Raw genomic sequence first — 19,901 nt, 5'->3', positions numbered from 1 at the left:
AATAACTATTTCCCCAAAAACTTCTCTTTCATCATCAAAAAATCTTTTTTAGAGATGAAGAAATCCGAGAATGTAAATCGGGTGGTACGATAAAAATAGCCGAAAAGGAAAATTGAAGACACACAATAAGAAAACGTAGTTGCTAAACAAGCGCCTAAAATACCGTAATGTGGGATGAGAATTAACGAGAGAATTACGGTAACAACTAAACCTGCAATCGATTTGATGTTGAGGATTTTCAACTCTTTGATTCCTGAAAAATAATAGCCAATCATGTCGCTTACGGCGATGGCGAAAATTCCTGGGGAAAGCAAAAGCATGATTTCTTTGGTTCTGCTGAACGATTGTCCAAAAATTAGCGTGTACCAATCTGCCGGAATGATGAGAATTCCGAGAATGAAAACAGTCATCAACGCGAAAGATAATTTTAGTGAAGATTTTGTTTTTGCAATGGCTTCCCATCGGTCTTTGGTGTTCACAACTTCAGAGTATAAAACAACGGCAATGCTTCTTGTAATCGTCCAAATTGCTTCCGAAAAAGTGATTCCTACAGAGAAAATTCCTACTGCAGAAATGCCTTCAAAATGTTCTAGAAAGTAAAAAGAAAGGCGGTAATTTAGAAATTGTATTAAGGCGCTGAGTTGGTTTTTCCAACCATAATCAAACATGTTTTTGAATACTTCTTTTGAAAAAGTAAAAGAAGAAATTTTACAATTTTCTAAAATTTGCGATAAACTGGTGAGAAATAATACCGCTAAACAAATAATTTGCGCTAAAAAATATGCTGAAACGTCTTTTAGCTCAAAAAGAAAAATGATTCCGAACAAAAAAATGACATGCAAAAGCTGTTGTAAAACCGTATAAATATTGAACATTTTAATGTTTCTCTGCCCAATAAATAAGTTGGTGTTTACGGATAAAAGCGCAGAAAAAATGGAAATTCCTATTAAATGAATTAAAAATTCGGATTGAATTTCTGTAAAAGAAAAAACGAGCGGCACACAAATTCCCGTTACAACAGACCAAACGTAACTGTACAGTAAAATCTGCTCGGTTTTGAATTTTGAAGCGAAATAAGACGTACTGCTTCCCGCAAAAATACTGCTGAAAAAACTCACAATCGCGGCATTGGCAATGACGATGGAAATCGTTCCTTTTCCTTCGCTTCCCCAAAATTGAGTCGAAAAAATTACCAATCCAAAACTTAAGATTAGAATAAGAAATCTTGAAAAAAAGGTTTTGAGAATGGTTAACATTTCTTATATAAATTAACAGCTTTATTTTAATCTGTTCTTTTGGTTTGAACCAAAAGAACGAAAAGTTCAAGACTGGATTTCTCAGCTAAAATTATAAAAATCTTTCTAAAATTTAGTAAACTCGGGCGGATTAGAAGTTTTTTAATCTTAAAGATAAGTTTTGCCGCCACTCAGACAAAGGAAATTTTTTAACGAAATATTTTTATAATTTTTACACGCTTCGAAGTCCTAAGTCAATATTTTATTTACAGTTTAATGAAATTAACGAAAGAGTTTTTAATACAATTCCAGTTGTATTTTGTTTCAAAAGCTTTTGCTGCATTTTGGGAATGTTGAATATATTTTTCGGGATTTTGAAGATAATTTAAAATGTGGTCAGCAATTTGTTTTTCGTTGCTTGGATTTACTAAATATCCAAATTCAGAAACATTCATGTGTTGCCTAATTCCCTTTAAATTTGAATAGATAATAGGTTTTCCCGCGCCGATGTAATAGAAAAGTTTGATGGGAAGCGAATGCTGATTTTCGAAATTTAATGCTCTTAAATCAAAACAAATATCGGCTTCTTTAAAACTTTCGGTGAAGCTTTCAAAAGAGGTCGGCTGTTTTATTTCTAAATGTTTGAATGAATAGTTCTTTAGTAGTTTTTCAAAAGAAATTTCATCTTCCTTTGTTCTTGCAGAGCCAATAATTAAAAGCTTAATTTGATATTCTGGATTGCTTTTCTGAGCAAAATCTGCGGCTTTAAAAAAGTTCCCGATGCCTTTTTCTTCAGAAATTTGTCCGGTATAGCAAAGTGTAATGCTATTATTTTTAATGGTATTGAGCTGCTTCGAAATAAATTTTGAATCTGGATAATAAGGCAAAATCAATTTTTTCTTGAAAGGAAAAAAATAAGCCAATGGAAATTTCTTTGTTTCTTCACCAAAAATAAAACGGTCGCTCAGAAAACCAGCGTATAAATTAATGAGCGAAAATTTTATCGCATGAAAAATTTTTGAAGGAAAAGAAAATTCTCTCAACATCGACATCGAAGGATACCATTCTGTAACGTCGTAAATGATGGTTACTTTCTTTTCTTTTTTATATTTTTTTGCAGCAAAAATTGCTAAAGGTTCAGAGCAGATAATGGTTTCTGGCTGAAAGTTTCGGCAAACTTTTAAAAATGTTTCTATTTTTTCAAAAGCCGATTTTTCGAGAATAGAGTATGATTCAATTTCAATAGAATCGTTTTTCTCAATAAGATGGGCGCAAAGACTTGTAATTTTAACCTCAAACTGCGCTTCTGCAAGCGATTGCGCCTGATGAAAGAAAATTCTATCATCTTTGGGATGGTGCGACGTGGTTAAAAAAAGTACTTTTTGCATTGAAGTTTAAAAATAACAAAATTTCCTCTGAAGTCTCAAAAATAAAAGAAACTGCGGAGGAAATTTTAGTTTTTAAGGTTAAAACTTATTTAATTCCTGAAGCCCAACTTCTCTCGAATGGCAAAAGGAAATTCCCAATAAATTCTAGGTATGTATTTTTAGAAAAATCAAAAACCTGAATGTCTTTAGACAATTCTCCGTTTCTAATTTTATTTTTGAAATCTAAAAGTTTCAACGTTTTTACTTCTCCGTTTTCGATGTAGCTCGCTTTCATTCTGTCGAAAAGGCCCAATTGATATTCTTCATCAATTTCTCTCATAATTTTCCCAAGCGCATCAATGCTGCAGCCAGAAGCCATTTCTTTTTCTTCGTCTACACAAATAATGATAAATTGGTTTTTCTCGATTTTAAAAGAAGAAGAAAGCGGTTTTCCGTGAGCTGCCCAAGTTGCCAAAAAATCGTATAATTTTTCGGTGATTTTTTTTGCTTCAAGAGTTGCAAAAGGTCGAGAGGCAGGATATATAATTACTCTGTAATCGTTGGCTTCAACGATGTTTGATTCTTCAATTTTCATAAGCAGATTTTTTATTGATACATGAAATCATTGGGATGACGTCATGGTGAATAAATTAGACTGTAAAATTACGCAATTTTCCCGATTCTTACGTTCGGATATTTTTTGCTGAAAGCGGAAAAAAACATCAATAAAAGTAAGGCCATAGTTGGGAAGAAAAATCTAAGTGCTGCAGATTGTGGGAAAAACACAAATTTAATGTAAATATTGATGAAAAAACACACCGCAAAAAGTCTTGTAAAACGATCTTTGCTAAAGTAAAATGTGCCGATTAATAAAGCTATTGAAGTAACTGTAACCTTTTTGAAGTAGAGGAATTTACTCAGTAAAAATTTAAAGTAAAAAGCTAAAGTAAAATCTGCCTTTTGTGTACTGATGAACGGTCTTCTGTAGATAAAGGTATCGTAGAAAAGGTCTTTCCAGCCAGGATAATTGTAATACTTTAAAATCGCAACATACATTGCTGTAAGAACGATAGAGTAGGAGATGTAGTGGTAATTTATTTTTTTCGCTGAAAGATATTCAAATATCCATTGAAAAGCATAATAAGACAAGGAAAACGGGATGTAATCCGGTCTTACGAAAATAATAAGAAGATGAATGATAAACATTTTCCAAGAGCTCCACTTTTGTAAAAAAGCGACCATAAAAAGCATCAAAAACTGAAAAATAAATAGGTCTGGAGTAGAAATTCTCGACATGTGCGTCATGGGTGGAAGTAAACATATACAAACCGTGAGCAACAAACTTAGCCAAGGATTTCTCGGGAAGATAATTTTTAACACCCAAAACAGCATTAACCCTGAAACAAAGTAAGAAATAATACTTAAAATTGTAACCGACATTGGCCCAGAAAAACCGATTTTATATAAAGCTAAAAGCGTAAGATTGTAGCCGATTTTAATCTGAAAATAGGGAAGTTGTTCTGTGAAAGATTGAGTGTTTTTGGTAAACCACTGTCTAGTCGTATCGAAACGATCGATACCAATAATGTCTTGATATTCTTTTTGAGAAGCTTCTTTTTTTATTTCCTGATAAATTTGGTGATGTATTTTTTCAGGTTGATTAGGCTCTAGAATGGTATAGAAGCAAGCCATGTAACCGGGCATATCCCAGTCGTACATTCTGTTGTTGTAGTTCCAAATGCTTAAAGAAAGCATTAGAAAAAAGGTGATGAGGAAAGAAAATCTCCACTGAAATTTTGTTCCTGCGAATGATTTTATTTCCTCCACACCATTATATTACAAATCTTCAGCTTCCGCTATAAGCTCTACAATGTCTTTTACGGCAACTTCAGTGTTTTTGTTGAAGTGTTTTACACCATCCGTCATCATTGTGTTGCAGAAAGGGCAACCTGTTGCAATCACTTTTGGCTCAAAAGAAAGAGCTTCTTCTGTACGTTCGATGTTGATGTCTTTATTTCCTTTTTCAGGTTCTTTAAACATTTGTGCACCACCAGCTCCACAGCAAAGTCCGTTGGTTTTGCAACGTTTCATTTCTACCAATTCTGCATCTAGTTTTTCTAAAAGCATTCTCGGAGCTTCATATTCATTATTGGCTCTTCCCAAATAACAAGGGTCGTGGAAAGTGATCTTTTTTCCTTTAAATTGTCCACCTTCAATCTTAAGACGCCCTTCTTCCATTAAATTTTTAAGGAATTGTGTGTGGTGCAAAACTTCGTAGTTTCCACCTAAAGAAGGATATTCATTTTTAAGTGTATTGAAGCAATGCGGACAAGCCGTTACGATTTTCTTTACTTCGTAAGCGTTTAGAATTTCGATATTCGTTAAAGCCATCATCTGGAAAATAAACTCGTTTCCAGCACGTTTTGCAGGGTCTCCTGTGCAGCTTTCTTCTTGTCCTAAAACAGCGAATTCTACTCCAATTTTATTTAAAATTTTGCAGAAAGCTTTGGTTATTTTTTTGGCTCTATCGTCGAAACTTCCAGCGCAACCTACCCAGAAAAGAACTTCTGGAGATTTGCCTTCCATTGCGTATTCCGCCATTGTTTTTATTGTGAAATCCATATACTTTTTAATTTATCAATGTAACAGTGAAACAATTTCTATATCATTGTTACATTGCTAGATTTTTACATTAATTAATCATTTGCCCAATTCAAACGGTCTGCTTGGTTGTATTGCCATGGCGCCGCATTGTTTTCTACGTTGGTCATCATAAGATTCAACTCTTGTGGTGCTGCAGATTGTTCCATCACCAAGAATCTTCTCATTTCGAAAATAATTGATAGCGGGTCTAAAAGTACCGGACAAGCTTCTGTACACGCGTTACACGTTGTACATGCCCAAAGTTCTTCTTTGGTGATGTAGTCGTTCAGTAATTTTTTGCCATCGTCTTCAAACTTGCCGTTTTTGTCGATGTTTCTTCCCACTTCTTCCAGACGGTCTCTTGTTTTCATCAAGATAGCTCTTGGCGAAAGTTTTTTACCGGTAAGATTTGCCGGGCAAACGGAAGTACATCTTCCGCATTCTGTACAAGAATAGGCATTCAGAAGCTGAACTTGGTTCAAATCGAAAATGTCTTCTGCCCCAAATTTAGAAGGAACTTCGGCTTCGCCTTCAGCCGGAGCTGCGTAAGGGTCTGCATTGGGATCCATCATCAATTTAATTTCTTTGGTTACAGAATCTAAATTATTAAACTTTCCGTAAGGATTTAAATTAGAATACCAAGTACTTGGAAATGCTAAAATAATATGCAAATGCTTTGAGTAATAAAGGTAATTCATGAAGAATAAAATCCCCACAAAATGGAACCACCAAGCTGCTTTTTCCGTGAAAATAAGGAACCCATTATCGAAACTGAAAATTTCAAAAATAGGAACGAAAATCATTTGGCTGATTGGGAAAGAACCAATGGCGTGAAATCCTTCAACACCACGAGATTGTAGAATAAATTCGGCAGAATTCATTTTAAAGAAAGCCATCATTAAGGCAAATTCAATCACCAAAATCCAATTGGCATCGTCTTTTGGCCAACCGAAAAGTTCTTTCATGTTGAGCCTTTTTACCCCGTAAAAATTTCTACGGATAAAGAACAGTACCACTCCTACAATAACAAGAAGTGCTAAATACTCCAAAGTTGCTGTAAAGATACCGTATAAAGTTTCCCCGAAAATTTCTGAAAGAAATCTGTGTGTTCCGAAAATTCCGTCCACGATGATTTCAATCAACTCGATGTTAATGATTACGAAACCTACATATACGAATAGGTGAAGAATACCTGCTACAGGTCTTGCCGTCATTCTGCTCTGTCCCATAGCTACTCTTGCCATGGTTTCCCATCTCTCGCGCTTTCTGTCGCTGCGGTTTATTTCTCTTCCTAATCTTATGTTTCGATAGATTTTTTGCAAGCTTTTAGCAAAAAGACCAAAGCCGGCAATCATTAAAATCACAAAGATGATATTGTCGATATATTGCATAAGAGAAAAAGTTGATAATTATTCTTTATTAGCGTTTTTACCAAATACCGAGAAGTTTACATATCTCTTTGGATTTGCTTTGAAGTCTTCAAGAAGTTTGTTTAGGTTGGTAGAGGCGGCGTTCAAATTATTGTACAGCTGCTCGTCTTTCATTATTTTACCTAGACTTCCTTCACCACGATCGATTCCTGACATTACTTTGTTTAGCTGCCCAACTGTAGCATCAAGATTTGCGATGGTTGCATTTAGTTTTTGAGTATCGATACTTTCTGCAAGGTTTCCGTATTTGTCTAAAGTAGTTTTACCGCTTTGCATGGTTACACTTGCATCATCTAAAACTTTTTGAAGTTTAGGATCGTTGTGACCAACCAATTGGTTTACACTTCCTGCTGTTGTTTGAAGCGCACTTACAGTTTTGTTAAGATTTTGAAGCAGGGCTCTAATCTCTTCTCTGTTTTGTGCATTCATCACCATATTCGCGTTCATCATTAAAGAATCTACTCGGTGAAGAACCGTTTGTAATTGGTCTTTTACCGGGCCAACTTGTGAAGAAAGGCTGTTTAGCATTCCTAATTTGTAAGCTCCTTTAAGCGTGTCTCCATCTTTTGCAGATTCGCCACCGTACATTAAGTTTAGCTTCATTTCTTTCCCAGACATTAAGCCGGGCTCGAAAATCTCTACTGTTGTGTTTTTTGAAAATTCAAAATTATCATCAACAGTAATTTTTACGACAAAACTTATTTTACCATCTTTTGCAGTAATAGGAATGATTCTGTCTACTTGCCCAACCTTTAATCCGTTAATAGAAACAGGGGCAGACTGTGCGAGACCTTCTACATTGTCATATTTAGCGTAAAAAATATTATCTGTGGTAAAAAGGCTTCTGCCTTTCATAAACTGGAATAAAACGACAAAACCGACAATCGCGAGAAGTGCGATAAGACCGGCCTTTAATTCTTTGCTGAATTTCACTTGTTAAATTTTTTCTAATGAGCAAATATAATACATTTTAAACAAATGTTTTAAGCTATTGCTCTGGGTTAAGCTCAAAAAAAGCGGCAAAAACTTTGCCGCTTTAAATGTTATCATCAAATTAGATTCTTATTGTTGTTGAGAACCTAGTTTTTCCCAGATTTCAATTCTATAATCATCGATATCTGCATTGTCTTGTAAGCTCTTCATCCAAGCTTGTCCAAACATACCAGAATTTCTTTGGTTCATAGATTCTGTAAATTGTTTTACATCTCCAGCTTGCTTGTTTACTGTTTCAGATTTTTTAACAATTACATAAACTCCTGTTCCTCCTTCAATTGGATTAGATGTTTTTCCCTTTTGAATTCCAAATGCAGCACCTGCTACTTTTGGTTCCATAGCACCTGCTACAGATGGCTGAAGCATGTTTACCTGTGCAGATTGTTTTGTAGTTGCAAACATTTTTGCAATCTGATCTAGGTTTGAAGTGTTTCCAATTTTTTCAGCAATTTTCTTCGCTGCCAATTTATTCTGAACGATAGTTTCAATCTGAGATCTTACAGATTCAGGATCTGCTAAGCCTTTTTCTTGTTTTCCGTTTAGGTAAACTACGATTTTGTCACCAGTTCCGTCTACAGTAAACATTTCTGTGTCTCCTTTAGATCTTTTCTTATCGAAAGCCCAAGAAAGGATTTCAGAATCTTTATCTGTACCAAGACCTTGAATTTGCCCATCAAATCTTTTTGCTTGAGCTGCATTGGTGTATTGGAAATTAGATTTCTTAGCAATGTTTACGAAATCATTGAAAGATTTTCCTTTTACTTGCTGTGCAAATCTTGTTGCATTTTTGTTTACCAAGTTTTCTGTATCCTCAGAAGATTTTACAGTTTTCACTAAGTGTGCAATTTTGTATCCTAATTTTTTATCATCAACTCTAATAATGTGATATCCAAAAGAAGTTTCAACTAAGCCGATTTTTCCGATGTCATTTTTGCGTAAAAATTCTAGATATTCTGGTGCAAAAGGGCTTTGAGACGTTGTCCAACCCACGCTTCCTTTTCTTTCAACTGCATTTGGTTCGTCAGAAAGTTTTAAATCTTCTGCAAATTTTGCAGGATTTGCATTAATCTCTTTTATTAGATTATCAGCAATTTTTTTAGCTTCATCTTTTGTTCTTGTCGCTGTAGATCTTTCTGCTCCTTTGTATGAGATCAAAATGTGGCTAGAAGTTACAGAGTCGGATGCCTTTTTCTTATCCAGTAATTTAGAAACTACATAAAGTTCTTGTTCTTTGTAAGGACCAAAGAATTGCCCAATTGCGGCTGTTTCAATTTTGCCTTTAAGACCTTGCGGAACTTGTCCTGCAGAAACATACTGATTGTTGAAAGGAACATCAGAGTTTGTTAAAATGAATAATGAATCGTTTTTAGTGTTCTGGAAGTTTTCTCCACCATCAGTTCCAACATATAATTTGTTGATTTCCTTTAAAGTTGCTGCGTCATCTGCTGCACTCGGAGTTGCAGGGAATAATACAACACCTAAATTTCTGCTTGGATCAGCTTTGAACATTACAGGATGTTGGTTGATGTAGTTTTGAAGATCTTCAGTTGTTACTTTAATCTTATTTTTAGCTAAATAACCAGCGTAATCTACCTTCACAAAATCGATATCAGCAAGCTGATCTCTTTCTTTCATTAATTCTTCAGCTTCTTTTTTACCAGTGGTAATACCCGTAGAAATATTAGCAAAAACCTGTCTTGCCATAATTCTGTACTCGATTGATTTTCTGGTTTTCAACCATTGGTTGTACGCTGCAGGATTAGTATTTTGAATGGTTTCGATTTCTTTTTTAAGCTCCTGAAGTTTAAAGTTTCCTTTTTCATCAAAAAGCTGTTGGTTTTGCGAAAACATTTGATCATACTGAAGCTGGCTCCAGAAAAGATCGTCTGTCATTTCAAACCCCATTTTCTCGAATTGCTGTTTGATAAGTTTAGATTGTACAAGCAATTGCCAAGCCTGCTCTTCAAGCCCAGTTTGTGGCTGGTTTTGTTGCTTTGCCTGTTCTTGCAATACAAATAGCTGGTCATTAAACTCTTCGCGGGTAATTTTTTCGCCGTTTACTTTTCCTAAAATATCAGGGTTTTTACCAAAAACTTTGTCGATGCTGTCGGGGTTTACAAGAAACGCTAAAAGTGCCAATGCGATCACGCCCATCAATAGCCAAGGCCTACTCCTGATCTGTCCTAAAATTGCCATTTTATTATTTATAGTTTTTTATAGTCTGCGAAAATACACATTTTTAAGAAATTAGCATAATATAAGATGCTTTTTTAGTTTTTTTAAGCTGAATTTGTCTAAAAAGGAAATTTTGACCACATTTTTTACTTAAATCTGAATGGCATGGCTCTTGTCAATTTAAATCTCCCAGAATTCGGTGTCCCTGAATAAAAGGGTTTTACGCGTTTCTGAAAATATTAAATAAATTATAATGACAATTTGTCATTTAACATGCTATGACAGAATTTGAAGATATGAATCTTGAAGAAATCCTAAGTGAAGGATTTGATATCGTAACCGAAGAAATCAATATTTCTGATCTTTCGGAAACGAAAAGAGACCAAGAACAGGAGCTTTTTCCTATTCTGCCGGTAAGAAATATGGTGATGTTTCCGCAGGTGGTAATTCCTATTACTGCAGGAAGAAAAACTTCGATACAGCTTTTGGAAGAAGCGCAAAAAAACGGAGATCTTATCGGGATTGTAAGTCAGAAAAACTCAGAAATTGAACATCCTGAAGAAAAGGATCTTTATACCACAGGAACTTTAGCTAAGATTATAAAAATTATTAAACTTCCTGAAGGAAATATTACGGCTATTACTAAAGGTTTTCATCGTTTTAAAATAAAAAAAGTAGTTGAAACGAGACCTTATTTCAAGGCAGAAATTACAAAGCTTAAAGATTCTAAACCAAAAAATAAGGAAGAATATGAAGCTCTTTTGGAAAATATTAAAGATTTAGCATTAAAAATAATCGAACTAGATCCCAATATTCCGAATGCGGCTAATTTTGCGATTAAAAATATCAGCAATAATGATGATTTGCTGAATTTTATCTGTACCAACGCAAGCTTTCAACCTGGAGAAAAACAAAAACTTTTAGAAGAAAAAAGTCTTCTTGTGCGCGCTTCGAAATGTTATGAAATGATGCATGAAGACTTCCGTAAGCTGGAGTTAAGAAATCAAATTCATCAAAAAACTTCTAAAGATCTAGACAAGCAACAGAGGGAGTATTTTCTGAATCAACAAATCAGAACCATTCAGGAAGAGCTTGGAGGCGGTCCAGAAAGTGATGTGGAAGATTTGCTTAAAAAAGCAAAAACCAAAAAATGGAGTCAAGAGGTTGAAGATCATTTTCAAAAAGAAATTGGCAGACTGCAAAGGCAAAACCCCAATTCACCCGATTACAATGTACAAAGAAATTATCTAGATTTCTTCACGGATTTACCTTGGGAAAATTATTCTAAAGACGTTTTTGATATTGCAAAAGCCGAGAAGATTTTAGACAAAGCGCATTTTGGTTTAGAAGATATTAAGAAGAGAATTTTGGAGCACATGGCTGTTCTGAAGCTTAAAAATAATATGAAAGCGCCTATTCTTCTCTTGGTAGGTCCTCCCGGAGTTGGTAAAACTTCTTTAGGAAAATCTATTGCAGACGCTTTGGGTAGAAAATATGTGAGACTTTCTTTGGGTGGTCTTCATGACGAAAGTGAGATTCGAGGTCACAGAAAAACGTACATCGGTGCAATGGCGGGAAGAATTCTTCAGTCTATTAAAAAATCTGGGACTTCTAATCCGGTTATTGTTTTAGATGAAATGGATAAAATTGCACAAGGTTTGCATGGCGACCCGAGTTCGGCATTATTGGAAGTTTTAGATCCAGAACAAAACAATTCTTTCTACGATAATTTCCTTGAACTGGGTTACGATTTGTCTAAAGTTATGTTTATTGCGACAGCCAATTCGTTGTCTACTATTCAGACTCCGCTTTTAGACAGAACAGAAATTATTCAAATTGCAGGATACACTTTAGAGGAAAAAATTGAAATCGCGAAGAGACATTTAATTAAAAAACAGCAAAGCGAAAATGGTTTGGATGCAAAATCTTTCAAACTAGGAAATCCAGAACTGAAACATATTATTGAAGCGCATACATCAGAAAGTGGTGTTCGTACTTTAGAAAAGAGAATTGCTTCTATCGCAAGATGGGTGGCTTTGCAAACTGCTCTTGAAAAAGAGTATGATGCTAAAATTTCTGTAGATAAAGTGGATGAAATTTTGGGTGTTCCAAGACCTAAAAGTTTGTCTGAACTTACCGATGTTCCTGGAGTTGTAACTGGTTTGGCTTGGACGAGTGTTGGAGGAGATATTCTTTTTATCGAAAGTATTTTAAGCAATGGAAAAGGAGCTCTTACCATGACCGGAAATCTTGGAAACGTGATGAAAGAATCTGCAACCATCGCTTTAGAATATATTAAAGCAAAGCATGAAGAACTGGGTATTGAGGAAGATTTAATTGAAAAGAAAAATATCCACGTACACGTTCCTGAAGGTGCGACGCCAAAAGATGGGCCTTCTGCAGGTATTGCGATGCTTTCTTCTATGGTTTCTTCATTTAAAAATAAAAAATTAAGACCACATCTTGCAATGACTGGTGAAATTACACTTCGTGGAAAAGTACTTCCTGTAGGTGGAATTAAAGAAAAACTTCTCGCTGCAACCAGAGCCGGAATTAAAGAAGTAATTCTTTGTGAAGCCAACCGTAAAGATGTAGAAGAGATAAAGAAAGATTATCTGAAAAACCTAAAAGTACATTACGTAAGCCGTATGGAAGAGGTTATTGATATTGCTTTGGAGAAATAATTTACTCTTCATATTTATATTTAACAAAAAAACACGCAGCAAATGCGTGTTTTTTTGTTTGCGACTGCGGTTTGTTTTTCTTAATTTTAAACCACAATCACAATTATGAATTTAGTACGATTACCTTTTTTGCTAAAACTTTCCCTCGCAGTCATCTCTATTATAGGAGTTGGTTATCTTATTCATTTAGGGCAAAGTATTCTCGCTCCTTTTTTTCTGGCATTTCTTATGGCAATGCTGTTTTTACCATTTGCAACATTTTTAGAAAATGTTTTAAGATTCCCAAGATCGCTTTCTACGATGTGTTCGGCTTTGGCATTACTTGTGATGATTGGAGGCGTTTTTTATTTCTTTGCTACAGAGATTTCTCTTTTTGCCAAAGATGCTCCGAAGCTTGGAGAGCAATTTACCCATGTTTTTACCAATTTTCAGCATTGGATTTCACGAACATTTGATGTGAAAGTAGACGAGCAGTTTGATTATATCGATAAAGGTTTGAATAAACTATTGTCTTCAACAGGTTTAATACTCGGTTTTACAATTGGGGTTTTCTCTCGCGGACTTGGATTTTTAGTTTTTTTCATACTCTTTTTTACATTTATATTAAATTATAGAAGGCTTTTAAATGGTTTTATTATCGGGGTATTTGGGGAGCAACATCAAGCAAGCGTTGAAGAAGCTGTTGCCGAAGTGCGTGTAATGACGAAGCAATATATTGTAGGGCTTTTCCTGCAGATTATCATTGTTTCGGTACTTACTACCGTGGTTTTAAGTGTTCTTGGTGTTAAATATCCTATTCTGTTAGGCCTTTTAACCGGGGTTTTAAATGTAATTCCTTACATTGGAATTTTTACTTCCATGTTGATTTCTTGTTTTCTGGCATTTGCAACGGGAACTCTTTCAGATTGCGTATATGCTGCACTTGGATATCTTTTTGTACATGCTATTGATGGAAATATTATTCTCCCTTTTGTTGTAGGGTCTAAAGTAAAAATCAACGCGCTGTTTTCTTTCGTAGGAATTATTGTAGGCGAGAGTTTGTGGGGAATTTCCGGAATGTTGCTTTGCATTCCTGCGATTGCGATTATTAAAATTATTTTTGAAAAAGTACATGGTTTAAAACCTTGGGGGAAATTGCTAGGAGAAGACCATAAACCCAACAAGAAAAAGAGAAAATATAAAATTTCGAAAAGAATTACTTTGGAAGAAAAAGATTAGTCTTGCATAATATCTCGAAATGATAAATTGTTGAGCTTTTGCGTTGTGGAGTGTTTTTTTTTGTAGCTTCGCTTGAAATAGGTTAAGCATGAAGAAAATATTTTTATCATTTTTTCTCCTGGTAGTTGTAAATGTTTTTGCTCAAATTACATATTCTATCTCTCCCAATCCTTTTAATGAGACAGATCAGATTACACTTACAATACCGGGAAATCAAATAGACGAAACTGCGTGGGGAGTTACCGGCAATGCAGTTTATATGTGGGCTTGGTCTTTAGATCAAAACTATAACAATAGCCAAGACTGTCCTACCAACGGATCGTGGTCTAATTCTAATGAATCTAATCGATTTGTTTACAATTCGGGTACAGATTCTTATTCGATGACTTTTACGCCAACTACGTTTTTTAGCAGAACAAATATTGGTCGTTTCGGGTTTTTAGTAAAAACAAAAACGGGAAACCATCAAACATCTGATCTTTTAGTAAATGTTGGGACACTTACTTTAACGATGACGAATCCTGCGGCAAATAGTTTAACGAGTGTTGCAGTAGGAAATTCAATAAACATTACAGCTACGACGACCACTCCGGCAACTTTTCAGTTGAAAGCCAATGGAACGGTGGTGAATTCTACTTCAATAACAGCGACTTCTTATTCATTTAATTATACCGTAACTGCCGATGCGGATATGGAACTGATCGCCACAGATGCGAGTAATACGGTTAAAAATAAAACATTTATTCTTCAAGTTCCTCGAAATGTAGTTTCGGAAGCCATCCCTTCATGGATCAGACAGGGAATTAACTATCATCCAACAGATCAAACCAAAGTTGGGCTAGCTTTATATGCACCGTTAAAAAGTTTCGTTCACGTTATTGGAAGTTTTAATAATTGGGCGGTAAATGATACTTATTTAATGAAGCGAGATACAACCAATCCCGATTTGTATTGGATTGAACTTACTGGTCTTACAGCGCAACAATTGTACACTTTTCAGTATCGAACGAACGATTTAAAGAAAGTAGCAGATCCTTATTCACCTCAAATTTTATCGTCTTATGATGATCCTTATATTTCGGCTACAACATACCCTAATCTTCCGGCTTTTCCTGCGGGACAAGGTTTTGAAGTGTCGATGTTTAAAACAGGAGAAACCCCTTACAATTGGCAAGTGACCAATTTTACAAGACCTAGTAAAGAAAATCTTGTAATTTATGAATTGTTGTTGAGAGATTTTACAGCAGAAAAAAACTGGCAATCGCTCATCAACAAAATTTCTTATTTAAAAAACCTTAACGTAAATGCTATCGAGCTTATGCCGATTATGGAGTTTGAAGGAAATTTATCTTGGGGCTACAACACGTCTTTCCATTATGCTTTAGATAAAGCGTATGGAACGCCGGCTAAATTTAAAGAGTTTGTAGATTTGTGTCATCAACAAGGGATTGCGGTGATTTTGGATGTTGCTTTTAATCATGCAACAGGAAGGTCGCCTTTGGTAAGGCTTTGGAATGTAGATTCAGATGGCGATGGTTATGGAGATGTGGCTTCAAATAATCCATATTTTAACACAGTTCCGAAACATTCGTATAATGTTTTTAATGATTTCAATCACAGTTCGGCGGCTACAAAATATTATGTCGAAAGATGTCTTCAACATTGGCTTACAGAATATAAAATTGATGGTTTCCGTTGGGACCTTACAAAAGGTTTCACCCAAAACTGTTCTGCTAATGATGAAACTTGCACCAACGCTTATCAACAAGATAGAGTTGATGTTTTAAAATATTATGCAGATAAACAATGGGCTCTAGATCCTAATTCTTATATGATTTTTGAGCATTTAGGAACCGATGCAGAAGAACAACAATGGGCAAATTACAGAGTGGCAGAAGGAAAAGGAGTAATGCTTTGGAATAATCAAAACGGATCGTATAATCAAAATACGATGGGTTACAAAGACAATAGTAATTTTGATAGGATGGATTATGAGTTACATGGTTTTACCAATAATCACACTGTTGGATATGGCGAAAGTCATGACGAAGAAAGATTGATGTTTAAAAATCTCGCTTATGGAGCATCTAATACTTCTTATGATGTGAAAACGTTAACGACAGCTTTAAACAGAATGAAAACGTATGGTGCAACATTCTTCACGATTCCTGGTCCGAAAATGATTTGGCAATTTGGCGAGTTGGGGTACGAATTTAGTATCAACAGATGTACAGATGGTACAATCAATAATGCTTGTAGAACAGACGAAAAACCAGTTGCATTTACTTTAGGCTATGATACGAATGCGAATAGAGCGTCTGTTTATAGCACTTGGGCGCAGATTATTAATTTAAGAAACATTCATCCGGTATTTAAAACTAAAACATTTACAGTAGAGTCTAATAATCTTACGAATGATATTGATGGTTTAATTACTCGAATTTATCTTCAGGATAATACAATAACGACAGGGATGAAAAATGTTGTTGTTTTGGCAAACTACGGCATCACCACTCGAAATGTAGTACCTTATTTTCCGTATACAGGGCAATGGCAGAATTTAATGGATAATTCAAGTTATTTAGTAAGTTCTACCACTGCACCAATTAGTTTGGCGCCTGGAGAATTTAGAATTTATGGAAGCGCTATCGGAACTTTGGCAACTGCGGAACAAAACTTAGAGAGTCGACTTTCACTTCAAATTGCAGATAATCCTGTGAAAAATGGTTTAGCAAAAATCATTTACAACAAAACGAAAAACGGAGAAATTACCATCTTCGACATGACAGGAAAAAAAATGGATTCTTTTAAACTAAAAAATGAATCTGGAAATGTTGAGGTAAGCGCAAATTATCCGGCTGGAACGTATTTAATTCATTTAAAATCAGATACGGGAACTTCTACTGAGAAGATGATTGTGAAATAAATGTTTTCAAATTTTTTTGAATTTTAATAAACAAACCCGATCAAGTTTCAAAATCTTGATCGGGTTTTTCTTTTGATTCCAATTTGCACATGACAGCAAATCTCTAATACTAACCGTTTTGCCGCTCGCTTCGCTCGCGCCATCATTTCATCCAATCATCAACATGCTTTTCAAAAGCTCAAAAACGGATAAAAATTCAAGACAATGTTGTACTTTTTTCTTCCCTTTCAATTCCGTATCTTTGCCAACTAAATTTTCACTATGTCTAAAAGTTTGATTCCGAAACTGGAAGCTATTAAACAAAGATACAATGAGGTTGCAGACCTTATCATTCAGCCTGATGTAATTTCAGACCAGAAAAGATATTCTTCTTTAAACAAAGAATATAGTGATTTGGGTAAAATTGTAAACGTTTACGACCAATATAAAGGAGCGCTAGATACGATTGAAGAATCTGACGAGATTATCGCCGATGGTTCTGATAAAGATTTTGTAGAGCTTGCTAAAATCGAGAAAAACGAGGCTTTGGAAAAAATTCCGGGGCTTGAAGAAGAGCTTAAAGTATTATTGATTCCTAAAGATCCTGCAGACGACAAAAACGTTATTGTAGAACTTCGTGCAGGAACCGGCGGTGATGAAGCGGCAATCTTCGTGGAAGATGTTTATAGAATGTACACCATGTATTTTAAAACGAAAGGATGGAGACATGAAGTAACAGATTCTAACGAAGCGGCGAAAGGTTACAAAGAACTCATCATGAAAGTGGAAGGAGAAGGTGTGTACGGAATTATGAAATTTGAATCTGGAGTTCACCGTGTGCAGCGTGTTCCGGAGACAGAATCTCAAGGAAGAGTGCATACTTCGGCAATTACAATTGCAGTTTTACCAGAAGCTGAAGAGGTTGATTTTGAACTAAATCCTGCCGATATCGAAATGCAGACTTCACGTTCAGGTGGAGCAGGAGGTCAGAACGTAAACAAGGTTGAAACCAAAGTACAGCTTACGCACAAGCCTTCTGGTTTGGTGGTTGTTTGTCAGCAAGCGCGTTCACAGTTGGCAAACCGTGAATTGGCGATGGAAATGCTGAGAACCAAATTGTACGACATCGAATTGCAAAAAGTGCAGGGAGATATTGCAGCGCAAAGAAAATCTATGGTTTCTACAGGAGACCGTTCTGCGAAGATTAAAACGTACAACTATCCTCAAGGAAGAGTTACAGACCACCGTATCAACAAATCGATGTACAATCTCGATGCCTATATGAATGGTGATATTTCTGAAATGATTGATGCTGTAATTATGGCAGAAAATGCAGAAAAAATGAAAGGTGAAGAAGATAATTATTAATATTTTCTTTCTAAAATAAAGCAGAGCTTCCAATGTATTTGGGAGCTTTTTTTGTTTTTAAAGGAATATATTTTTGAGGATGTAAAGTTTTATTTTGTTAAGGAAAAATGGCTTTTGTTTATCAATTTTTTATAATTAGCGCGGATTGAACGGCATGTCTGAGTGCATTGCAGCGTGAACCCTATTCTGGGAGTTTCGCGGCGGCGGAGCCGCCGCGAAACTCCCAGAATAGGCGAGTCGTGAAAGCCGGGTTTCGGCTTCTTATAAACCTCAATATTAAAAACTTCCAAACTTCCCGCATTTTCACTATTTTTGCACATAAGACGAAAAATTTATGGCAAAGCAAGAAGATGTTTTCAAGAAAGTGATTTCTCACGCGAAAGAATATGGGTTTATTTTCCCTTCTAGTGAGATTTATGATGGTTTATCAGCAGTTTACGATTACGGACAAAACGGTGCAGAACTGAAAAATAATATCAAACAATATTGGTGGAAAGCGATGGTACAGCTTAACGAAAATATTGTAGGGATAGATTCAGCAATTTTGATGCATCCTACAACTTGGAAAGCTTCGGGCCACGTTGATGCTTTTAATGATCCTTTGATTGATAATAAAGATTCTAAAAAACGTTTCAGAGCAGATGTTTTGGTGGAAGATTATTGCGCAAAAATCGAAGACAAAGAAAATAAAGAAATCGAAAAAGCAGCGAAAAGATTTGGCGATGCTTTTGATAAAGAACAATTTGTTGCGACGAATCCAAAAATTCTAGAATACAGAGCAAAGAGAGAGCAAATTCTTTCGAGATTGGCAAAATCTTTAGAAAAAGAGGACCTTGCTGATGTAAAAGCCTTAATTGAGGAGTTGGAAATTGCCGATCCCGATACAGGTTCTAAAAACTGGACAGAAGTAAGACAGTTCAACTTGATGTTTGGAACTAAACTTGGGGCTTCTGCAGACAATGCAATGGATCTTTATTTAAGACCAGAAACGGCTCAAGGTATTTTTGTGAACTTCTTAAATGTACAGAAAACATCAAGGCATAAACTTCCTTTTGGGATTGCTCAAATTGGTAAAGCTTTCAGAAACGAGATTGTTGCAAGACAGTTTATTTTCAGAATGCGTGAGTTCGAACAAATGGAAATGCAGTTTTTCGTAGCTCCAGGAACAGAATTAGAATTCTACGAACAATGGAAAGAAAAACGTCTGAACTGGCATAAAGCTCTTGGTTTAGGAGATGAAAATTACAGATTCCACGATCATGAAAAATTAGCACATTACGCAAACGCAGCCGCAGATATTGAATTTAATTTCCCTTTCGGGTTTAAAGAATTAGAAGGTATTCACTCAAGAACAGATTTCGATTTAAGTGCTCACGAAAAACATTCTGGAAGAAAATTACAATTCTTCGATCCGGAAAGAAACGAAAACTATGTTCCTTATGTAGTGGAAACTTCTGTAGGTTTAGACAGATTATTCTTGGCGATTTTCTCTAATGCTTTAAGAGATGAGGTTTTAGAAGATGGTTCAGAAAGAACAGTGTTGTCTTTACCACCTGCAATTGCGCCAATTAAAGCAGCAATTCTTCCTTTGATGAAGAAAGATGGTTTGGCAGAATATGCAGAAAAAATCTTCAACGATTTGAAGTACGATTTCAATTTGTTCTACGAAGAAAAAGATGCGATAGGGAAACGTTACAGAAGACAAGATGCAATTGGGACGCCTTATTGTATCACTGTAGATCACGATTCACTTACCGATCATACCGTTACGATTAGAGATAGAGATACAATGAAGCAAGAAAGAGTTCCTGTTTCAGAGTTGAGAAGAATTATCGACGAGAAAACGAATTTCAGAAATTTACTTTCTAAAATATAAAATGAAA

The 19,901-nt window shown here is 35.4% G+C and carries 13 protein-coding genes; 5 read left to right on the top strand and 8 right to left on the bottom strand.

Annotated elements, in window-relative coordinates; translation table 11 throughout:
• Positions 1–5 precede the first annotated feature (5 nt).
• The 8 genes from AC2A1D_RS09890 to AC2A1D_RS09855 form a co-directional block, all read right to left on the bottom strand.
• A complete protein-coding gene (locus tag AC2A1D_RS09890) occupies positions 6–1,256 on the bottom strand; it encodes an MATE family efflux transporter (RefSeq protein WP_484043479.1) in 1,251 nt (416 codons plus the stop codon).
• A gap of 245 nt (positions 1,257–1,501) precedes the next feature.
• A complete protein-coding gene (locus AC2A1D_RS09885) occupies positions 1,502–2,623 on the bottom strand; it encodes a glycosyltransferase (RefSeq protein ID WP_484043478.1) in 1,122 nt (373 codons plus the stop codon).
• 85 nt (positions 2,624–2,708) lie between these two features.
• Entirely contained in the window at positions 2,709–3,197 is a 489-nt protein-coding gene (locus tag AC2A1D_RS09880; protein ID WP_484043477.1) for a hypothetical protein, read from the bottom strand.
• Between the two features lie 68 nt (positions 3,198–3,265).
• Positions 3,266–4,429: a hypothetical protein gene (locus tag AC2A1D_RS09875; protein WP_484043476.1), complete on the bottom strand. Its 1,164-nt coding sequence runs from the start codon at positions 4,427–4,429 to the stop codon at positions 3,266–3,268.
• 9 nt (positions 4,430–4,438) lie between these two features.
• Positions 4,439–5,224, bottom strand: coding sequence for a (Fe-S)-binding protein (locus AC2A1D_RS09870; RefSeq protein WP_484043475.1), 786 nt, complete (start codon positions 5,222–5,224; stop codon positions 4,439–4,441).
• A 74-nt stretch (positions 5,225–5,298) separates the two neighbouring features.
• Positions 5,299–6,636 carry a 4Fe-4S dicluster domain-containing protein gene (locus AC2A1D_RS09865; RefSeq protein WP_484043474.1) on the bottom strand — a complete coding sequence of 446 codons (1,338 nt, stop codon included), beginning with the start codon at positions 6,634–6,636 and terminating at the stop codon, positions 5,299–5,301.
• A gap of 18 nt (positions 6,637–6,654) precedes the next feature.
• A complete protein-coding gene (locus tag AC2A1D_RS09860) occupies positions 6,655–7,608 on the bottom strand; it encodes an MlaD family protein (protein ID WP_484043473.1) in 954 nt (317 codons plus the stop codon).
• Between the two features lie 129 nt (positions 7,609–7,737).
• Positions 7,738–9,864 (bottom strand): peptidylprolyl isomerase, encoded by a 2,127-nt coding sequence (locus AC2A1D_RS09855; protein WP_484043472.1) that lies wholly within the window; start codon positions 9,862–9,864, stop codon positions 7,738–7,740.
• A 257-nt stretch (positions 9,865–10,121) separates the two neighbouring features.
• Here AC2A1D_RS09855 and lon point away from each other — a divergent pair, with 257 nt between their 5' ends.
• From lon to AC2A1D_RS09830, 5 genes are all read left to right on the top strand, one after another.
• The gene (gene lon, locus AC2A1D_RS09850) at positions 10,122–12,527 is read left to right on the top strand and encodes an endopeptidase La (RefSeq protein ID WP_484043471.1); all 2,406 of its coding nucleotides are present in this window, start codon (positions 10,122–10,124) and stop codon (positions 12,525–12,527) included.
• Positions 12,528–12,632: 105 nt separating this feature from the next.
• On the top strand, positions 12,633–13,745 hold the full coding sequence (locus AC2A1D_RS09845; protein WP_484043470.1) for an AI-2E family transporter: 1,113 nt from the start codon (positions 12,633–12,635) through the stop codon (positions 13,743–13,745).
• A gap of 88 nt (positions 13,746–13,833) precedes the next feature.
• Positions 13,834–16,671, top strand: coding sequence for an alpha-amylase family glycosyl hydrolase (locus AC2A1D_RS09840; protein WP_484043469.1), 2,838 nt, complete (start codon positions 13,834–13,836; stop codon positions 16,669–16,671).
• 261 nt (positions 16,672–16,932) lie between these two features.
• The gene (gene prfA / locus AC2A1D_RS09835) at positions 16,933–18,018 is read left to right on the top strand and encodes a peptide chain release factor 1 (RefSeq protein ID WP_484043468.1); all 1,086 of its coding nucleotides are present in this window, start codon (positions 16,933–16,935) and stop codon (positions 18,016–18,018) included.
• A 334-nt stretch (positions 18,019–18,352) separates the two neighbouring features.
• On the top strand, positions 18,353–19,894 hold the full coding sequence (locus tag AC2A1D_RS09830) for a glycine--tRNA ligase (RefSeq protein WP_484043467.1): 1,542 nt from the start codon (positions 18,353–18,355) through the stop codon (positions 19,892–19,894).
• Positions 19,895–19,901: the final 7 nt, after the last annotated feature.

The organism is Chryseobacterium sp. HNCC26DJ239 (assembly GCF_057180445.1).
The sequence above is the reverse complement of the archived record's forward strand: the minus strand, read 5'-3'. Positions and strand labels throughout refer to the sequence as shown.

Coding starts and splice junctions, on each gene's coding strand:
- AC2A1D_RS09890 (WP_484043479.1), bottom strand. CDS start 1,256: ATGTTAACCATTCTCAAAACCTTTTTTTCAAGATTTCTTATTCTAATC.
- AC2A1D_RS09885 (WP_484043478.1), bottom strand. CDS start 2,623: ATGCAAAAAGTACTTTTTTTAACCACGTCGCACCATCCCAAAGATGAT.
- AC2A1D_RS09880 (WP_484043477.1), bottom strand. CDS start 3,197: ATGAAAATTGAAGAATCAAACATCGTTGAAGCCAACGATTACAGAGTA.
- AC2A1D_RS09870 (WP_484043475.1), bottom strand. CDS start 5,224: ATGGATTTCACAATAAAAACAATGGCGGAATACGCAATGGAAGGCAAA.
- AC2A1D_RS09865 (WP_484043474.1), bottom strand. CDS start 6,636: ATGCAATATATCGACAATATCATCTTTGTGATTTTAATGATTGCCGGC.
- AC2A1D_RS09855 (WP_484043472.1), bottom strand. CDS start 9,864: ATGGCAATTTTAGGACAGATCAGGAGTAGGCCTTGGCTATTGATGGGC.
- lon (WP_484043471.1), top strand. CDS start 10,122: ATGACAGAATTTGAAGATATGAATCTTGAAGAAATCCTAAGTGAAGGA.
- AC2A1D_RS09845 (WP_484043470.1), top strand. CDS start 12,633: ATGAATTTAGTACGATTACCTTTTTTGCTAAAACTTTCCCTCGCAGTC.
- AC2A1D_RS09840 (WP_484043469.1), top strand. CDS start 13,834: ATGAAGAAAATATTTTTATCATTTTTTCTCCTGGTAGTTGTAAATGTT.
- prfA (WP_484043468.1), top strand. CDS start 16,933: ATGTCTAAAAGTTTGATTCCGAAACTGGAAGCTATTAAACAAAGATAC.
- AC2A1D_RS09830 (WP_484043467.1), top strand. CDS start 18,353: ATGGCAAAGCAAGAAGATGTTTTCAAGAAAGTGATTTCTCACGCGAAA.